This is a genomic window from Rhodanobacter denitrificans (genome assembly GCF_000230695.2).
GTDB classification, from domain to species: domain Bacteria; phylum Pseudomonadota; class Gammaproteobacteria; order Xanthomonadales; family Rhodanobacteraceae; genus Rhodanobacter; species Rhodanobacter denitrificans.
Map to the genome: position 1 here is coordinate 339,961 of NC_020541.1, position 16,018 is coordinate 355,978.

At 67.0% G+C, this 16,018-nt stretch carries 18 protein-coding genes; 9 read left to right on the forward strand and 9 right to left on the reverse strand.

Going from position 1 to position 16,018, the window contains the following annotated elements; genetic code table 11:
- Positions 1-38: 38 nt before the first annotated feature.
- Both R2APBS1_RS01415 and R2APBS1_RS01420 read right to left on the reverse strand, forming a co-directional pair.
- A complete protein-coding gene (locus tag R2APBS1_RS01415) occupies positions 39-821 on the reverse strand; it encodes an ABC transporter permease (protein ID WP_015446571.1) in 783 nt (260 codons plus the stop codon).
- Entirely contained in the window at positions 818-1,783 is a 966-nt protein-coding gene (locus tag R2APBS1_RS01420) for an ABC transporter ATP-binding protein (protein WP_015446572.1), read from the reverse strand. Before R2APBS1_RS01420 ends, R2APBS1_RS01415 begins: the two co-directional genes overlap by 4 nt.
- Before the next feature lie 94 nt (positions 1,784-1,877).
- On the opposite strand from R2APBS1_RS01420, the gene R2APBS1_RS01425 reads away from it, so the two are divergent.
- On the forward strand, positions 1,878-2,639 hold the full coding sequence (locus tag R2APBS1_RS01425; protein WP_015446573.1) for an FAD-binding oxidoreductase: 762 nt from the start codon (positions 1,878-1,880) through the stop codon (positions 2,637-2,639).
- 294 nt (positions 2,640-2,933) lie between these two features.
- Positions 2,934-3,482 carry a spore coat protein U domain-containing protein gene (locus R2APBS1_RS01430; RefSeq protein WP_015446574.1) on the forward strand — a complete coding sequence of 183 codons (549 nt, stop codon included), beginning with the start codon at positions 2,934-2,936 and terminating at the stop codon, positions 3,480-3,482.
- 30 nt (positions 3,483-3,512) lie between these two features.
- On the opposite strand, the gene R2APBS1_RS01435 is transcribed toward R2APBS1_RS01430, so the two are convergent.
- From R2APBS1_RS01435 to R2APBS1_RS01450, 4 genes are read right to left on the reverse strand one after another with little or no spacing between them, the layout of a single operon-like run.
- Positions 3,513-4,553, reverse strand: coding sequence for a Csu type fimbrial protein (locus R2APBS1_RS01435; RefSeq protein WP_015446575.1), 1,041 nt, complete (start codon positions 4,551-4,553; stop codon positions 3,513-3,515).
- Positions 4,550-6,958 (reverse strand): fimbria/pilus outer membrane usher protein, encoded by a 2,409-nt coding sequence (locus R2APBS1_RS01440; protein WP_015446576.1) that lies wholly within the window; start codon positions 6,956-6,958, stop codon positions 4,550-4,552. The genes R2APBS1_RS01435 and R2APBS1_RS01440 overlap by 4 nt, the downstream gene beginning before the upstream one ends.
- Positions 6,909-7,652, reverse strand: coding sequence for a fimbrial biogenesis chaperone (locus tag R2APBS1_RS01445; RefSeq protein WP_015446577.1), 744 nt, complete (start codon positions 7,650-7,652; stop codon positions 6,909-6,911). The genes R2APBS1_RS01440 and R2APBS1_RS01445 overlap by 50 nt, the downstream gene beginning before the upstream one ends.
- A 4-nt stretch (positions 7,653-7,656) precedes the next feature.
- Positions 7,657-8,181, reverse strand: a complete 525-nt coding sequence (locus R2APBS1_RS01450) for a Csu type fimbrial protein (RefSeq protein WP_015446578.1) — start codon at positions 8,179-8,181, stop codon at positions 7,657-7,659.
- Positions 8,182-8,581: 400 nt separating this feature from the next.
- Here R2APBS1_RS01450 and R2APBS1_RS01455 point away from each other — a divergent pair, with 400 nt between their 5' ends.
- Genes R2APBS1_RS01455 through R2APBS1_RS01480 form a run of 7 tightly spaced genes read left to right on the forward strand, consistent with a single transcriptional unit; the run spans position 8,582 to position 13,326 of the window.
- Positions 8,582-9,202: a hypothetical protein gene (locus tag R2APBS1_RS01455; RefSeq protein WP_015446579.1), complete on the forward strand. Its 621-nt coding sequence runs from the start codon at positions 8,582-8,584 to the stop codon at positions 9,200-9,202.
- A gap of 32 nt (positions 9,203-9,234) precedes the next feature.
- A complete protein-coding gene (locus R2APBS1_RS01460) occupies positions 9,235-9,447 on the forward strand; it encodes a hypothetical protein (protein WP_015446580.1) in 213 nt (70 codons plus the stop codon).
- A complete protein-coding gene (locus tag R2APBS1_RS01465) occupies positions 9,440-9,640 on the forward strand; it encodes a helix-turn-helix transcriptional regulator (RefSeq protein WP_015446581.1) in 201 nt (66 codons plus the stop codon). The genes R2APBS1_RS01460 and R2APBS1_RS01465 overlap by 8 nt, the downstream gene beginning before the upstream one ends.
- 2 nt (positions 9,641-9,642) lie before the next feature.
- The gene (locus R2APBS1_RS01470; RefSeq protein ID WP_015446582.1) at positions 9,643-11,223 is read left to right on the forward strand and encodes an alpha/beta hydrolase; all 1,581 of its coding nucleotides are present in this window, start codon (positions 9,643-9,645) and stop codon (positions 11,221-11,223) included.
- Positions 11,220-11,393, forward strand: a complete 174-nt coding sequence (locus R2APBS1_RS19975; RefSeq protein ID WP_015446583.1) for a hypothetical protein — start codon at positions 11,220-11,222, stop codon at positions 11,391-11,393. Before R2APBS1_RS01470 ends, R2APBS1_RS19975 begins: the two co-directional genes overlap by 4 nt.
- Positions 11,390-12,124 carry an ABC transporter ATP-binding protein gene (locus tag R2APBS1_RS01475; RefSeq protein ID WP_007514002.1) on the forward strand — a complete coding sequence of 245 codons (735 nt, stop codon included), beginning with the start codon at positions 11,390-11,392 and terminating at the stop codon, positions 12,122-12,124. The genes R2APBS1_RS19975 and R2APBS1_RS01475 overlap by 4 nt, the downstream gene beginning before the upstream one ends.
- Positions 12,121-13,326 carry an ABC transporter permease gene (locus R2APBS1_RS01480; protein WP_015446584.1) on the forward strand — a complete coding sequence of 402 codons (1,206 nt, stop codon included), beginning with the start codon at positions 12,121-12,123 and terminating at the stop codon, positions 13,324-13,326. The genes R2APBS1_RS01475 and R2APBS1_RS01480 overlap by 4 nt, the downstream gene beginning before the upstream one ends.
- Before the next feature lie 119 nt (positions 13,327-13,445).
- Here R2APBS1_RS01480 and R2APBS1_RS01485 read toward each other — a convergent pair whose 3' ends face one another.
- The 3 genes from R2APBS1_RS01485 to R2APBS1_RS01495 all read right to left on the reverse strand — a co-directional run bounded on the left by R2APBS1_RS01485 (position 13,446) and on the right by R2APBS1_RS01495 (position 15,896).
- On the reverse strand, positions 13,446-13,772 hold the full coding sequence (locus tag R2APBS1_RS01485; RefSeq protein WP_027489590.1) for an EF-hand domain-containing protein: 327 nt from the start codon (positions 13,770-13,772) through the stop codon (positions 13,446-13,448).
- Between the two features lie 2 nt (positions 13,773-13,774).
- A complete protein-coding gene (gene folE / locus R2APBS1_RS01490; RefSeq protein WP_015446586.1) occupies positions 13,775-14,377 on the reverse strand; it encodes a GTP cyclohydrolase I FolE in 603 nt (200 codons plus the stop codon).
- A gap of 76 nt (positions 14,378-14,453) precedes the next feature.
- Positions 14,454-15,896 (reverse strand): DNA recombination protein RmuC, encoded by a 1,443-nt coding sequence (locus R2APBS1_RS01495; protein ID WP_015446587.1) that lies wholly within the window; start codon positions 15,894-15,896, stop codon positions 14,454-14,456.
- Positions 15,897-16,018: the final 122 nt, after the last annotated feature.

Sequence of the window (16,018 nt, forward strand, 5' to 3'; positions counted from 1 at the left end):
CAAGAGCGTCGCGCACAGGGTGCACCCCTGCAGCTTTTTCAGGAGCGCAGCCCCACGCCGCGCTTGAGCAGCTGCAGCGCGAACACGGTAAGCGCCGCCACGAAGCCGAGCATCACCACGAAGGCCCAGCCCACGTGCACGTCGCTGATGCCGAGCACGCCGTAGCGGAACGCGTTGACCATGTACAGGATCGGGTTGGCGCGCGAGATCGCCTGCCACGGCTCGCCCAGCATCGTGACGGAATAGAACACGCCGCCGAGGTAGGTCAGCGGAGTGAGGATGAAGGTAGGCACCAGCGCGATGTCGTCGAACTTCTTCGCGTACACCGCGTTGACGAAGCCGGCCAGCGAAAAGATGGTGGCGCCCAGCAGTACCGAGGCGAACGTGATCAGCGGGTGCATCACGTGCAGGTCGGTGAAGAACAGCGCGATGACCAGCACCAGCACGCCGACCACCAGGCCGCGCACCACCGCGCCGGCCACGTAGCCGGTGAGGATCACCCAGTTCGGCATCGGCGACACCAGCATTTCTTCCACCGCGCGGCTGAACTTGGCGCCGAAGAACGAGCTGGAGATGTTGCCGTAGCTGTTGGTGATGATGCTCATCATCACCAGTCCCGGCACGATGTACTGCATGTAGCTGAAACCGCCCTGGATGCTGCCGATGCGGCTGCCGATCAGCTTGCCGAAGATCACGAAGTACAGCGTCATGGTGATCGCCGGCGGGATCAGCGTCTGCGTCCAGATGCGCATGATGCGCACGATCTCGCGGCGCACGAGGGTGTTGAGGGCGACCAGGTTGGCGGCGGCGTTGCGGCTCATGCGGCGCGCTCCCGGCCCGGTTCGTGCCGGCCGTTCTCCACCAGCCGCACGAACAGCTCCTCCAGCCGGTTGGTCTTGTTGCGCATCGAGGTCACTGCGATGCCGTGCGCGGACAGCGTCGCGAACAGCGAATTGAGGTCGTGCGAGCGGGCCATCTCGGCCTCCAGCGTGTGGTCGTCGCGGCGGCGCAGGGTGACGTTGGGAATGCTCGGCAGCTCGGCCGGGATGGTGGTCACGTCCAGCACGAAGGTTTCCACGTCCAGCGTCGCCAGCAGGCGCTTCATGCTGGTGTTCTCGATGATCGTGCCGTGGTCGATGATCGCGATGTTGCGGCACAACGACTCGGCCTCCTCCAGGTAATGCGTGGTCAGGATCACCGTGGTGCCGGCCGCGTTGATGGCGCTGACGAACTGCCACATCGAGCGGCGGATCTCGATGTCGACGCCAGCGGTGGGCTCGTCGAGGATCAGCAGCCTGGGCTCGTTCATCATCGCGCGGGCGATCATCAGCCGCCGCTTCATGCCGCCGGACAGCGTGCGTGCCTGCATCTGCGCCTTGTCCCACAGGCGCAGCTCCTTCAGGTATTTCTCCGCGCGCTCGGCGGCGATCTTGCGCGGGATGCCGTAGAAGCCCGCCTCGTTCACGCAGATGTCGAACGGCTTCTCGAACTGGTTGAAGTTGATCTCCTGCGGCACCAGTCCGATCAGCCGCATCGCCTCGCTGCGCTGCCGGTTCACCGAGATGCCGAATACCCGCGCGTCGCCGGAAGTGGAGTTCACCAGCGAGGACAGGATGCCGATCAGGGTGGACTTGCCGGCGCCGTTGGGGCCGAGCAGGGCGAAAAAGTCGCCGGGCTGCACGGTCAGGCTGATGCCCTTCAGCGCCTCGACGCCGTTGCCGTAGGTCTTGCGCAGGTTGTCGACGACAAGCGCCGGGGCCTTATCTTGAGACTGCGGGGACATGGGCTGCACCGAGGGGGTTAGCCCTTATTATAGCGGGCTACGTCCCGTCGTCCGGCCCTGCCGGACGGCACACACCGTTTCCGGAACCCGCCCCATGGCCGACCACTTCCAGCTCCGTCTCCTCGACAGCCGCATGCTCGCGCCCGCGGTGCGCCACATGGTGTTCGAGCGCGTCGACGGCCAGCCATTGGTGTTCCAGCCCGGGCAGTTCCTGCAGGTGCATTTCCACTACGACGACGGCACGGCAACCAAGCGCAGCTATTCGATCGCCACCACCGGTGACGGCAGCTCGCCGGGCGCGTCCGTGACCGTCGGGCGCATCGAGATCGCGGTGAGCTACGTCGACGGCGGCGCCGCCACCAAGCTGCTCGGCGAGCTGCCGGTCGGCGGGGTGATCGATGCCAGCGGCCCTTACGGCCGCTTCTGCCTGCAGGAGGCCGACACCCACCCGCGCTACCTGCTGCTGGCCACCGGCACCGGCGTCACCCCCTACCGCGCCATGCTGCCGCAGATCGAGAAGCTGCTGGCGCAGGGCGGCCGCGACGTGGTGCTGCTGTACGGCGCGCGCAACGAGGGCGAGCTGCTCTACGGCGAGGAGTTCGAGGCGTTCGCCAGCACCCACCCCGGCTTCGCCTTCCATGCCTGCCTCAGCCGCGAGGCCCGCGTGCTGCCCCGCCCCACCGATCGCTACGGCTACGTGCAGAACGTGCTGACCGAACTGGCCCCGCATGCCGAGCGCGACATCGCCTACCTGTGCGGCAACCCCAACATGGTCGACGCCGCCTTCAACACGTTGAAGGAGTTCGGCCTGCCGGTGCCGCAGATCCGCCGCGAGAAGTACGTTTCCTCGCGCTGATAAAGCTGGCCGCTTTCACGCCGATATGACATCTGGCCACGCCTCACGCCATGAGGGGCGGGCCGATGACGGTGTTTCCCGCGCGCGTCATCTCACGCGCAGCTCACGCGGGTAGGGGTAAATCGACGGTTCGACAGGTGGCTGCGGCGAAGTTCGGCCCCGACCCGCCATTAACGTGACGTCCGTCACGTTTTCCGGCATCGGCGGGCTCAAGCCGGTAAAGCTCGGGCGGAGCGCGCCGAAAGCCACTCAAGGAACCCCGTCATGGCCGGGGCACCTGGAGAGGTGAACGGAATGAAATGGTCAGTCGGTTTGTGGGCGGGGCGTCGCCTTTGCCGGGAAGCCATCCATCGCGCATTCGGTCGCGGAGGACAGGCTGGCGGGTTGGCGCTGGTCCCGATGCTGCTTTCCGCTTTTATGGCAGTCATCGCCCTGGTCTCGTTTCCTTCCGTCGCTGGTCAAGCTACGGCCAGTTTCCGGATCTCGGTGACCGTGGTGGCCTCGTGCAGCGTGCAAACCCAGCCGCTGACCCTGGCGCCCTACACCACTGGCGGTGCGGCCACGGGCACGGCATCGCCTGGCTCCATTGATGTGACGTGTGCGCGGGGTACGCCCGCAGCCGTCTATCTCGAGGGCGACCGCACCATGCGCAGCCAGTCCGGCGTCCGCATGGCTTACGAACTGCGCGCCAACGGCAACCTCTGGCCGGCTGGCGAGGCGATCCATGTCAAGGGGCTTGGCCCCACGGCAATTCACCTGGCCGTTTCGGGCTCGGTGCCCGCTGGGCAGAAGGTCCCGTTGGGCGATTACGAGGATACGGCGGTGGTACGCGTGGTCTATTGATAAGCGCGAATGAGATTTGCCGAGTATCCGTCAGTAGTAAACGTACACTGTGACGGCGTCGAAATAGTCGCCAGGCGTCGCCGAGCCTTGACCTGGCGGAATCTTGCCGCACACGGTAAACATCTGCGACGGCTGGGTGCCGGTTTGCGTATCGGTGCCGTCGGTATTACCCCACTTCGTACTGCAGTTTCCGTGGTACAGCTGGTACGGAACGTAGTCGCTGTGCGTGGGGCCACCGCGCATGCGTCGGGTGGTGCCATCCCAATTCTTGCCATTGTCCAGGCCGACACGATAGCCGGTCTCGTTCACGCAACTGACCGTAAGCGTGGTGGTGGCGGCTGCATTGCTGGGGTCACCGTCGAGTCCGCCGAAGTCCAGGGGATTGGTGGCGACTTGGCAAGTCGGAACCAAGTTGGCCAATACCTGAAAACCGCTGATAGTGCCTCCACCCGAAGCGTTGTTGCAGCCAGTGTTCGCCGGTCCCGTGTCGAAGGCTACGTCGCCGTTGCCGTAAGTAGCGCTGTATGGGCCGGTCTTGTTCGTTGTCCAGCTGATACCTTGGCTACTGTCGATGGCGGCGTAGATCGGTAGCGTGATGGGAGCTGATGTGCCATTGGCAGGCACTGCCACGGTGCCGATGTAAGGCGTGCCCCATTTGCCTGGCGTGTTGTACTTGCTGCCCCAGGCTTGGGTATTGCCGGCATCTTTGTAGAGTTGATAATCGAGCGAGCCGTTTTTCGGTCCGCCCATGGATCGCTGACTGGAACCCCCGGGATTGCCGATACTTATGCACACGTCGATGTTTTGCGGAGCCGATGAGGTGTTCGTGCAGTAGTAGGTCAGGAAACCCGTGGTATTCAGGTTGACGTCGCTGTTGAAGTTACGAAAGTAGGTAAGTCCGGCGGTCGGGTCGGCGTTGCCGAAATTGATGCTGGTCGTGATCGCAGTGCAAGTGATGCCGGGCACGCTGGCCTGTGCGGTGCGCAATGGCGCCATGCTGGCGGGAGCCAGCCACTGGCAGGCGACGAACAGCGCGCCCAACCACAGGTAGATATGGATACGACGGTTCATGGCGCCCCCTTTTTGGCGCAGGTAAGCGGCCCGATCTGCGGGATGCCATCACCCTGCCTACGATAGTCGAATCCGGTGTTGCAGGTGCCGCCTTCGGGCAAGCTGACCTCCAGCACGTTGTGCTTGTCCAGCGTGTCCAGGTATACCGCGCCATCGAAGCCGACCAGCGCCGGGTCGCCGGGCTGGCCGCGCTGGCGCACCTGGCTGCCCAGCGGCAGCGGCTTGCCCGCGTCGTCGCGCAGCAGCACCGAGGCAGCGCGCACCGGGGTGATGCCGAAGTTCACCAGGGTGCCGGCGCGGTCGACGGGGGTGGCGTTGGTGTCCACGTGGCCGATGCGCACGTCGGCCGGCAACTGCATCGGGTCGATGCTGAGTTTGTTGTTCTGGTATGCATTGAGCGGTGTCACCAGCAGCAGGCCATGCCGGTCGGTATGGCCGACCAGATTGTTCTCCAGCTTCACTGGCACGTCGGGGATGCCATCGGTGGAGACCAGCGCGAAGCCGTTGTAGATGCTGCGCGCAGCGAACGCGTGGCCGTCCATCAGCACCAGCGCGCCGCTGGCGCCGGCGTAGGCGCTGCTGTTCCCGCCGAAGTTCACGAGACCGACCTGCGTCTGACCGTAGCGGCCCAGGTAATCCAGTTCGGCCAGGCCGCCATGGCTGCCGTCGCCCTGTTGCGTTTGTGTGCGCCAGCCGAACCCGTCGTCGGTGGGCAGCGAGCGGGAAATGCTGGCATCGAACAGGTTGCGGTTGCCTTGACGCTGCACGCCGGCGCTCATGTAGGTCCGCGCATCGAAGGTCAGGCTGAAGCTCAGGAAGACGCTGCGGTCGCGCGACACGTCCAGGTTCTGGTTGAGGTTCAGGCTGATCGAAGCGCTGCGACCGAGCGACTTGTACCAGTAGCCGCTGGCGTAGCGGCTGGTCTGTTCCAGGTAGCGCAGGTGCACATAGCTGACGCCGAAGTTGCCGAAACCATCGGTGCTCATGCCGGCCTGCGCGCTGGCGCTCAACCGCGGCGACGGACTGCCGTACAGCGCGGCCACGTCGCGGTAGCCGCTGCTGCTGCGGGTACCCTGCACGCCGAAGTTGAAGCGGCTGTTGATCCACTGATAGCCGAGACTCAGCTGCGAGCCGTCGAGCCCGTCATGCTGGCTGCGTGCCATCGAGCCGGACACGATGCCTGCATGGCCGAGCAGCCAATCGCCGCCGACACCGGCGTTGGCCAAGCCTTGCGTGACCTCGGCGTGGGCGCTGGCGGTGAACTGGTCGGTGAGGCCGAGGCGCCAGCTGCCGCTGGCCATCGGGTCGCGGCTGTACGAGAACGACCGCAGGCCGTAATCCTCGCGCACGAAGCCAAACCCGGCCGACCAGTCGGTCAGCCCTTTCTGCAGCAGCTGCTGGGTGTTGTACAGCGAGAAGTCCACCGTGGAGACGCGGCCCAGCGCGTCAGTCAACACCAGCTGGGCATTGCCGGCGCCGCTGATGCCCGGTACCGCGTTGAGCTGGAACGGGCCGACCGGCACCTGGCCGCTGTACTGCTTCATGCCGTTGATGTAGAGCTCCACCTGCGAGGGCAGCGTGGCCTGGCCGAGGAATTGCGGCAGCGGCGCGGTGACGCGATAGGGCTGCAGCGCGAAGTTGGTGCCGAACTGCACGCCGCCGATGCGAGTCGGACGCGACCACGCGGTGGCGCCGGTCAGCGTGTCGCCCACATCCATGGTGAGCATCCGTTCGGGGAACGACATGCTCCAGGTCGTATCCAGGCGAACCGAGCGGCCATGCCAGTCGCCACTCGTACGGCTGGTCTGCGAAAGCCCGGTGCTGCTCAGCGTGCCGGGGCCGCCGAACACACGCAGTTCCGTGTACGCGCTCGCGCTGGCGCCTCCCTGGGTGTCGCGCGTGGCGTAGATGTCGTAGTTGAGCAGCGCGCCGGGCGAGGCGTTGGCGTGGGGAACCGAGGCGCTCTGTGCGTTGAGCACGCTGGTGGACAGATGCAACAGCTTCAGCGGCACGGTCAAGGTCGCAGACTGCTGTTCAGCGTCGTAGCGCACCTGTACGCCCGGCAAGCTGTCCAGGCGGACGGGATCGGGGCTGTCCGTCGGCAGCATGAAACCCAGCTGCTGCAGCGTCGCCCGCGTGGCCCACAGCGTGCCGTCGCGGTAGCCGAGATGCACCAGCCCCCGCTCGGTGCCGTTGATGATCAGGTCGAGGTACAGATCGGTGGCGTCGATGGTGGCCATCGCACCTACCGGATCGGCCGCCAGGGCCGAGCCGTCCCCGCTGTCGGGGCTGCGGACCGCGTCTGCCGCCGTCGCGCGCGTGGCGATGGTCAGCAGGCAGGGCAGCAGTAGCGACTCAGCGAGCGCGATCGGCCAGCGAGAGCGTTTGCGTGGCCTGCGCGCCATTGATCGCTGCCTCCAACGTGCCGTTTTCAGCGAAGACCGAAGCCGGCTGCTTGAGCGGCCAGTGCATGGTGGCGCCGGGAAGGACATAGCCCAGCAGGCCGCCGGCGATGGTCGTGCGCTTGCCCTTGTCACTTACGTAGATGAGTTCGGCCAGCTGCGCGTGGCCGGTGCCGGCGTTGGACACCACCAGTGTCATGCGGTCGCCATCACGCTGCAGCTGCCAGTGCAAGTTGACCGTTGCGGCCGCCTCGCCCTGGGGCTCGACGAACACCGGCACCGAATAATGCAACACGAACTGCAAGCCGCGCTTGCCCGGTGTGTGCACCGGCAGTTCATCGATGGCCAGACGATAGGCAGCTTCCACGGCGCCGTTGCCGGAGGGCGGCGCACCGATCCGGATTACCCGGATCAGCTGCCGGCCGCCCGGCTGAATACCAAGCATCGGTGGGCTGATCACCAGCTCCTGCGAGGGAGTCAGCTGGTCCGCACCATTGACCTGTGTCCAGCGATACACGCGCACCTGCGCGTGTATCTGGTCGGTGCCGGTATTGCTGAGCCACAGTCCGTCGGCATGCTGCGCGGGCTGCAAGGTCAGCGAAACCGGCGCAACCTGCAGGCCACTGGCCCACGCGCCAGCACCGACCAAGGCCAGGCCGGCGCACAGCAGCAGCCTGCACAGCGGGCGATTGATCATCGACTCAGTAAGCCACGCTGACAGTGACGGTGTCGGTGTAGGTATCGGGCTGGACGTTCAGGTTGGTGCCCAGCACCTTGCCGTAAACGGTGTAGTTCTGCGCCGTGCCGTTGCCGACGACGAGGCCGTTGGTGGCGCTCAGCGTGTTGGCGCCGTTGCCCCAGGCGGTGGTGTCGCCGCTGTCCTGATACAGCGCGTAGGCGATGGTGTCGGCGTTGCCAACGATGCCGCCCTTCATGGAACCTGTGCCGTCAGCGCTGTTGGAAGTCGGCGTCAGGTCGACGCTGTAGGCGGTCTTCTTCGAGCAGGTGACGTTGATATTGCTGGCGGACGTGGTGAGGTTGCCGGTCGAGTTGGCGTCGGTGCTGCCGAAGTCCAGCGCGGCACCCGTGGAAACGGTGCAGGCCTTGTTGATCTTCAGCTTGACCTGGAAGGTGCTGGTGGCCGGATTGGTGGCGGCACCGGCGGGGAAGACAAAACCGCCCAGAGCGAATACGGCGGCGGCAAGCAGGGTTTTCTTGAACATCATGACGATTCTCTCCGGGTGGATTTGAGGAACTGGCGCAGGGCCATAAGCAAACGGCATGCCAACATCAACATGTAAACGGTTACGTCAGACACCAGGCCGCTCGCGAGAAGGCGGGATTTGAGGCTGGGCAAGGATTTCCTGTGTTTTGTCAGTCTTCCATGACAAAAATCGGCACTTCAAACTGCGAACTATGTCACTTATTCAATACGCAGTCATCATCCCGTTTTCACATTTCGCGACCGTTTGCGCACCGGCTGGGGCCGTCTTGTAAAGCGTCCTTGACATTTGCCGGGAAGGTTGTCTAACCTGCAATTGTCAAGCTCGCTTGACATGACAGGGGGGATCGCCAGGCGCGCAGGGGCGCCGGCGGTCATCTGGAATCACTGGTGAGGACGGCGGCATGACGCGTTTTACCGAAGGGCGCTACCGGAGCCGGGTAGCACTGGCGATGGTGCTGTATGTCGTGGTGCTGCTGCTGGCGTGGCCGCTCGTTCGCGGCGCCGCCAGCCTGCCGCTGCGGGTCGTGCTGGCACTGCTGCCGACGCTGCCGGTGTTCTACGTGATCTGGCAGATGGCGCAGCGGGTGCGGCACGGCGACGAGCTGGAGCAGCGCACGCACCTGATCGCGCTGGGGGCATCCACGGCCGTCGTGGGCGTGGCCAGCCTGGTCGGCGGCTTCCTGGCGGCGGCGGGCGTCGTGCCGCTGGATGGCTCGATCCTGCTCTGGGTATTTCCGCTCATGGTGGTCGGCTATCAAGTGGCGCGATGGTGGGTGGTGCGCCACTACGGCAACGAACCGGCCTGCGCCGGCGACGAGGCTGGCATCGCGCTGCGCTGGCGCATCCTGCTGGTGGCCGGGCTGATCGCCGTGGTGGGCTGGCTTGCCTGGCGCCGCCACGATGCCTTCGACACCGGATTGTTCGTGGGCATGGCGGCAGCGGCGGTGCTGGTCGTGCTGGTGCAGGGCATCCTCCATTGGCGGCGCCGCCGCGCCGCCGGCGGGCAGCCCCGTGACGCCTGAGCCCTTGTCCGCCGCCACCACGGGAGCCTGCCATGCGCGCCGTCCATAAACGCTACCTGCGCGAATTCCTCCCGGCGATGCTGGCCTACGTGGTGCTGATCGTGCTGTCGGGCTTGCTGCTGTTGGCGGATGTCGGTTCGCAGGTGCGCGGTGGGGCAGTGGCGATCTGGGTGATGCCGTGCCTGTTCGCCACGTTTGGCCTCGCCAGGCTGCTGGTCGTCCGGCGCTACCGCCGCCATGGATAACCACGTACGCGAGCTGCGCAGCGAGCACGGCTGGTCGCAGGCCGATCTGGCCGAGCAACTGGATGTGTCGCGGCAGACCGTCAACGCGATCGAGACCGGCAAGTACGACCCCAGCCTGCCGCTGGCGTTCAGGATCGCGAAATTGTTTGGACGTCCGATTGAATCGATTTTTGACCCAGGGAGCAGCAGGTGAGCATGAAACCCGGAGCACGCATCGGTGCGGCGGTCGCCATCGCGGTGGCGATCTTCGTGGCCAGCCAGAGCGCTCGGCATCGCGAACAGAACAAGGATCAGGGGCCGCCGGCAGCCGCGAGCGCGGCTTCGCCGGCTGTCGCCGTGAAGGTGACGCCGGCCACGCCGGCCACCTGGCAACTGGGTGCCGTCACCCTGGCGGCATGCGAACTGGTGCAGCCGAACAGCGGGCTCAGCACGGCGGCGTGGTGCGCCGAGTTTCCGGTGCCGGAGAACCGCGCCGATCCGCACAGCCGCACGATCAGGCTGAAGCTGGCGGTGCTGCGCTCGCGCGCGCAGGTGGCCAGCCCGGACATGCTGGCCTTCCTCGCCGGCGGCCCCGGCCAGGCGGCGACCGACTCGGCCGGCCTGGTGGCGTCGGTGCTCAAGCCGCTGCTGGCGCATCGCCACGTGCTGCTGCTGGACCAGCGCGGCACCGGCGGCTCGAATGCGCTGGACTGCAAGGCGTCCGCCGAGGCGGCGACGCCCGCCGACGACAGCACGTTCGACGCCGGCAAGCTGCGCGCCGCCGCCGCCGAGTGCCTGAAGCAGCTGGCCGGTCACGCCGATCCGCGCTACTACACCACCACGGTCGCCGCGCAGGACCTGGAGGACGTGCGCCAGGCGCTCGGCGCGCCGCCGCTCGACCTGCTCGGCGTGTCGTACGGCACGCGGATGGCGCAGCAGTACCTCAGGCGCTTCCCGGACGCGGTGCGCAGCGCGGTGCTGGACAGCGCGGTGCCGAACGCGCTGGCGCTGGGCGAGGATTTCGCGCGCAACCTGGACGACGCGCTGAAGGCGCAGTTCGCCCGCTGCACCGCCGAGCCGGCCTGCAAGAAGCAGTTCGGCGACCCGGACCAGACCTTGTACCAGTTGCGTGATGCGCTGCGCGCGAACCCGCACCAGGTCAGCTTTCGCGACCCGCAGAGCTACCAGACGGTGAAGCGGATGCTGGACGAGGACTCGCTGGCCAGCGTCGTGCGCATGTTCGCCTATACGCCGGCCACCGCCGCCTTGCTGCCGCTGTCGATCGACGCGGCCGCCCGCGGCGACGTCGGCCCGCTGCTGGGCCAGGCCAAGCTGCTGTCCGGCGAGCTGTCCGAACTGATGGGCAGCGGCATGCAGTACTCGGTCATCTGCAGCGAGGATGCCGACCTGCTGACGACGCGCCCGCAGGATGCGCAGACCATCCTGGGCACGCGCATGGTCGATGCGCTGAAGGCGGTCTGCTCGGTGTGGCCCAAGGGCACGCGGCCGGCCGATTTCCATGCGCCGCTGAAGACCGCCAAGCCGGTGCTGCTGCTGGCCGGCCAGTACGACCCGGTGACCCCGCCGCGCTACGCCGAGGCGGTGGCGAAAGGCCTGCCGAACGCGCGCGTGCTGACGCTCAAGGGCCAGGCGCACAGCGTGATGGCGGCCGGCTGCACGCCGCAGCTGATCCAGCGTTTCGTCGAGAAACTCGAGCCGAAGACGCTGGACGCGAGCTGCCTGGACCGGCTGCAGCCCACGCCGATCTTCATCGACTTCAATGGAGCCACCCCATGAAAAGACGCTACGTGCTGGCGAACTCCGTGCTGTGGGCTGCGGCCATTCTCGCTGCCGCCCTGCTCAAGGCGCCGAATTTCTATTCCCTTGTCCTGCTTCCGACGCTGGCCACACTGTCGCTGTTCACCGTCGGCCGGGATGCATGTCTCAACCGGAGTGACGTCTCGTGATCGAAGTCAGGGATCTGCACAAGGCCTTCGGCACGGTGAAAGCCGTCGACGGCGTCAGCTTCAGCGCCCGCGACGGCGAGATCACCGGCCTGCTCGGCCCCAACGGCGCCGGCAAGACCACCACGCTGCGCATGCTCTATACGCTGATGACGCCCGACCGCGGCCAGGTGCTGGTGGACGGCATCGACGCGGCCGTCGATCCGCTGGGCGTGCGCCGTCGGCTCGGCGTGCTGCCGGATGCGCGCGGCCTGTACAAGCGGCTCAGCGCACGCGAGAACATCGACTACTTCGGCCGCCTGCACGGCCTGCCGGAGGAGCTGCTGGCGAGCCGGCGCGAGGCGCTGGTGAAGGCACTGGAGATGGACGACATCGCCGACCGCCGCACCGAGGGCTTCTCGCAGGGCCAGCGGGTGAAGACCGCGATTGCCCGCGCGCTGGTACACGACCCGCGCAACGTGATCCTCGACGAGCCGACCAACGGCCTCGACGTGATGGCCACCCGCGCGCTGCGCCAGTTCATGCGGCGGCTGAAGGACGAGGGCCGCTGCGTGCTGTTCTCCAGCCACATCATGCAGGAGGTCGCCGCGCTGTGCGACCGCATCGTGGTGATCGCGCACGGCCGCGTGGTGGCCGACGAATCGCCCGACGCGCTGCGCGCACAAACCGGCGAGAGCAATCTCGAAGATGCTTTCGTGAAGATCATCGGCAGCGAAGAGGGACTGGCGGCATGAGCACGAACCCATCGAAAACCCGGCGTGGCGGCGCCTTCCTCAGCGTGTTCCTCAAGGAAGTGAAGGAGAACCTGCGCGACCGCCGCACCCTGATGAGCGCGTTCCTCACCGGCCCGCTGCTGGGGCCGCTGCTGTTCGTGATGCTGATCAACCTCACCCTGAACCGCGAACTGGACAAGGCCGAGAAGCCGTTGTCGGTGCCGGTGATCGGCGCCGAGTACGCACCGAACCTGCTCGGTGCCCTGAAGGCCGGCGGCGTGCTGCCGGGCGCGCCGGTGGCCGACCCCGCGCGGGCGGTGCGCCAGCAGGACGCCGACGTGGTGCTGCGCATCGCCGCCGATTACGGCAAGGCCTGGCGCAAGGGCGAGCCGGTGCAGGTGGAGCTGTTCTACGACTCCTCGCAGCGCGACGCGAGCGGCTCGGTGGAGCGGGTGAGCCAGCTGGTGGAAAGCTACGCGCGGCAGCAGGGTGCGATGCGGCTGGTCGCACGCGGGATGTCGCCGGGCACGGCGTGGCCGCTGCAGGTGGCCCGGCGCGACCAGGCCACGCCGCAGTCGCGCGCGGTGCTGATGTTCGCGATGCTGCCGTACTTTTTCGTCATCACCATCTTCATGGGCGGCATGTACCTGGCGATCGACCTGACCGCCGGCGAGCGCGAGCGGCAATCGCTGGAGCCGCTGTTCGCCAACCCGGTGGCACGCTGGAAGATCCTGTGCGGCAAGCTGGCGGCGATCTGCGCGTTCTCCGTCGCCAGCCTGCTGATCACCCTGCTCGCGTTCGCCGTGGTGGGGGAGTTCATTCCGGCCGGCAAGATCGGCATGGAGCTGGATCTCGGCCTGCATTTCGCGACTTACGTGCTGCTGCTGATGCTGCCGCTGGTGCTGCTGCTGGCGGCGCTGCAGTCGATGGTGGCGGCGTTTGCCAAGAGCTACCGCGAGGCGCAGACCTATATCTCGCTGCTGATGCTGGTGCCGATCATTCCCAGCCTGCTGCTGTCGTTCATGCCGATCAAGGCACAGGCGTGGATGTACGCGGTGCCGCTCTTGGGCCAGAACCTCGGCATCATGCAACTGCTTCGCGGCGACGGCGTCAGCGCCGCGCAACTCGGCCTGTGCTTCGCCGGCACGCTGGCGGCGGCACTGCTCGCGGTGCTGGCGACGGCGCAGCTGTACCGCTCGGAGAAGCTGGCGATTTCGGCCTGACGCGCAGCTTGTCCCCCGGCCCGAGGCCTGTGCAGGAGCGCACCCTGTGCGCGGTGCTTTCCGTCACGTGATGAAGCACATCGCGTACAGGGTACGCTCCTGCGTCTTTTCCAGGGGTGTCAACGTGGCGGCGCGGTCAGTTCGCGGGCGTCGAGGAAGCCGTCGCGTTTGCGGTCGAGCTGGTGGAACTGCCGGCGCAGGTTGTCCTGGTATTCCATGAGCGTGATCGGCGGGCCGCGGCCACCCGGCAATTCGTCGGTTTCGAGAATGCCGTCGCCGTTGCGGTCCATCGCCTGGAAGCCGCGGCCCATGTACGCCAGGTACTCGGCTTCGCTGACCCGGCCATCGCCGTCGCGGTCGAACATCTGCAGATAGGCCGCCCGGGTGTCTTGGGCCAGCGCCGCCATCGATGCCAGCAGCAGGGCCGCGGCAGCAGCCAGCCGCACGTTCAGCGGTGGCCGCCGTGGATGCCGATGAACTGCAGGAACTCGGCGCGGGTGCGCGCGTCGTCGCGGAAGGTGCCGAGCATCTGGCTGGTCACCATCGACACGCCGCGCTTGTGCACGCCGCGGGTGGTCATGCATTCGTGGCTGGCGTCCACCACCACCGCCACGCCGGCCGGCTGCAGGGTTTCCTGGATGCACTGCGCGATCTGCGCAGTGAGCTTTTCCTGCACCTGGAAGCGGCGTGCGAAGCCGTCCACCACGCGGGCCAGCTTGCTGATGCCGACCACCCGATTGGTCGGCAGGTAGCCGACGTGGGCGCGGCCGATGATCGGCGCCATGTGGTGCTCGCAGTGGCTCTCGAACTCGATGTCGCGCAGCACCACCATCTCGTCATAGCCGTTCACCTCCTTGAAGGTGCGGCGCAGGTAGTCGCCCGGATCGGAGTCGTAGCCGGCGAACCAGTCGCGGTACGCCTTCACCACCCGCTTGGGCGTGTCCAGCAGGCCTTCGCGCGAAGGGTCCTCGCCGGCCCAGCGCAGCAGCGTGCGCACGGCTTCCTCGGCCTGTTCCTGGCTGACGTCGTTCGGGTGGCGCTGCTCGCTCATAAGGGGATCTCGGGTGGCGGGTGGGCCAGTTTAGCGCCCGCGTCGAGGCGACGCAGGTGCAGGCGGGACGGGGGAATCACGCTTCCGCGTCGTCGTTTTCGTCCGGCGCGGGCACGTCGTCGTCCAGCAACTGCCGAGAGACTTCGCCCGGCGCGGTCTCCACGCCGCGCAACCTGCGTTCGATCGCGCGGGTGCGCGCGCCGGTCGCATCGATCTGGTTGCTGGCCTGGTCGAGATTCTTCTTGACCTTGTCCAGTACCGCGCCGAACTTGCCGAACTCGGTCTTGACCGCCCCCAGCAGCTGCCATACCTCGCTGCTGCGTTTCTCGATCGCCAGCGTGCGGAAGCCGGCCTTGAGGCTGGTCAGGATTGCCGCCAGCGTGGTCGGCCCGGCGATCGTGATGTGGTGGTCGCGCTGCAGCGACTCGAACAGGCCCGGCCGCCGCAGCACTTCGGCGAACAGGCCTTCGGTCGGCAGGAACAGGATGGCGAAGTCCACCGTGTGCGGCGGCACCACGTATTTGCTGCGGATGCGCTTGGCCTCCTCGCGCACGCGCCGCTCCAGCGCGTTGGCGGCGTCCGTGGCGGCGGTGGCGTTGGCGTTCTCGTGGGCTTCCTGCAGGCGCTGGTAGTCCTCCAGCGGAAACTTCGCGTCGATCGGCAGCCACAGTGCGGCGCCGTCGATGCCGTTGGGCATGTGGATGGCGTATTCCACCCGCGCGTCGGAGTTGGGCACCACGGCCACGTTGGCGGCGTACTGGTCGGGCGTCAGCAACTGTTCGAGCAGCGCGCCGAGCTGGGTTTCGCCCAGTACGCCGCGCGTCTTCACGTTGCCGAGCACGCGCTTGAGGTCGCCCACGCCGGTGGCCAGGCTCTGCATCTCGCCCAGGCCGCGCTGCACCGCTTCCAGCCGTTCGGAGACCAGCTGGAACGACTGGCCCAACCGCACCTCCAGTGTGCTCTGCAGCTTTTCGTCGACGGTGGCGCGCATCTGTTCCAACTTGGCTGCGTTGTCCTGCTGGATTGCGCCGAGCTTGGCCTCCAGCGTGGCGCGCACCTCGCCCATGCGCTTCTCGTGCTCGGCGCTGAGCGCGCTGAAGCGCTGCTGCTGCTGCTCGCCGAAACGGTTGAGCGCAAGCGTGGTTTCCTCGCGGCTCTTGCGCGCGTCCTCGGCCAGTTGCTGCGCCAGCGTCTGCAGGCCCTGGCTGGTGCCGTCGGTGAGTGCGGCGAGGCGCTGGCCGAAGCCGTCGATGCGCTCAGCCTGCTGCCGCGACATGCCGCCGAGCTGTTCGCCCACGTGGCCGCGGAAGCGGTCGAAGCCCTGCTGCAGTTCCTCGCGGCCGGCGCGCTGTTCCTCGCGCAGGGTGCGCTCGACGCGGGCGCTGTCGTCCTTCAGGGCGTCCAGCTTCGCGCCCAGGCCAGGGTCGCCGCGGCCGCGCAGCAGCGATGCGACCTGCGACAGCAGCATCAGCGCGGCCAGGATGACCAGGGTGATCAGCAGGATTTCGGCAAGCGACATGGAACGTTTCCCCGGGATGATGCGTCCAGTGTACGTCCAGCCGTCTCACCGGCTGCGCCCCTTTCACGCTATCGCTGCCGCAGCGGTGCATCATGGGCCGATCCGTCGGCCCGGGAGAGAAG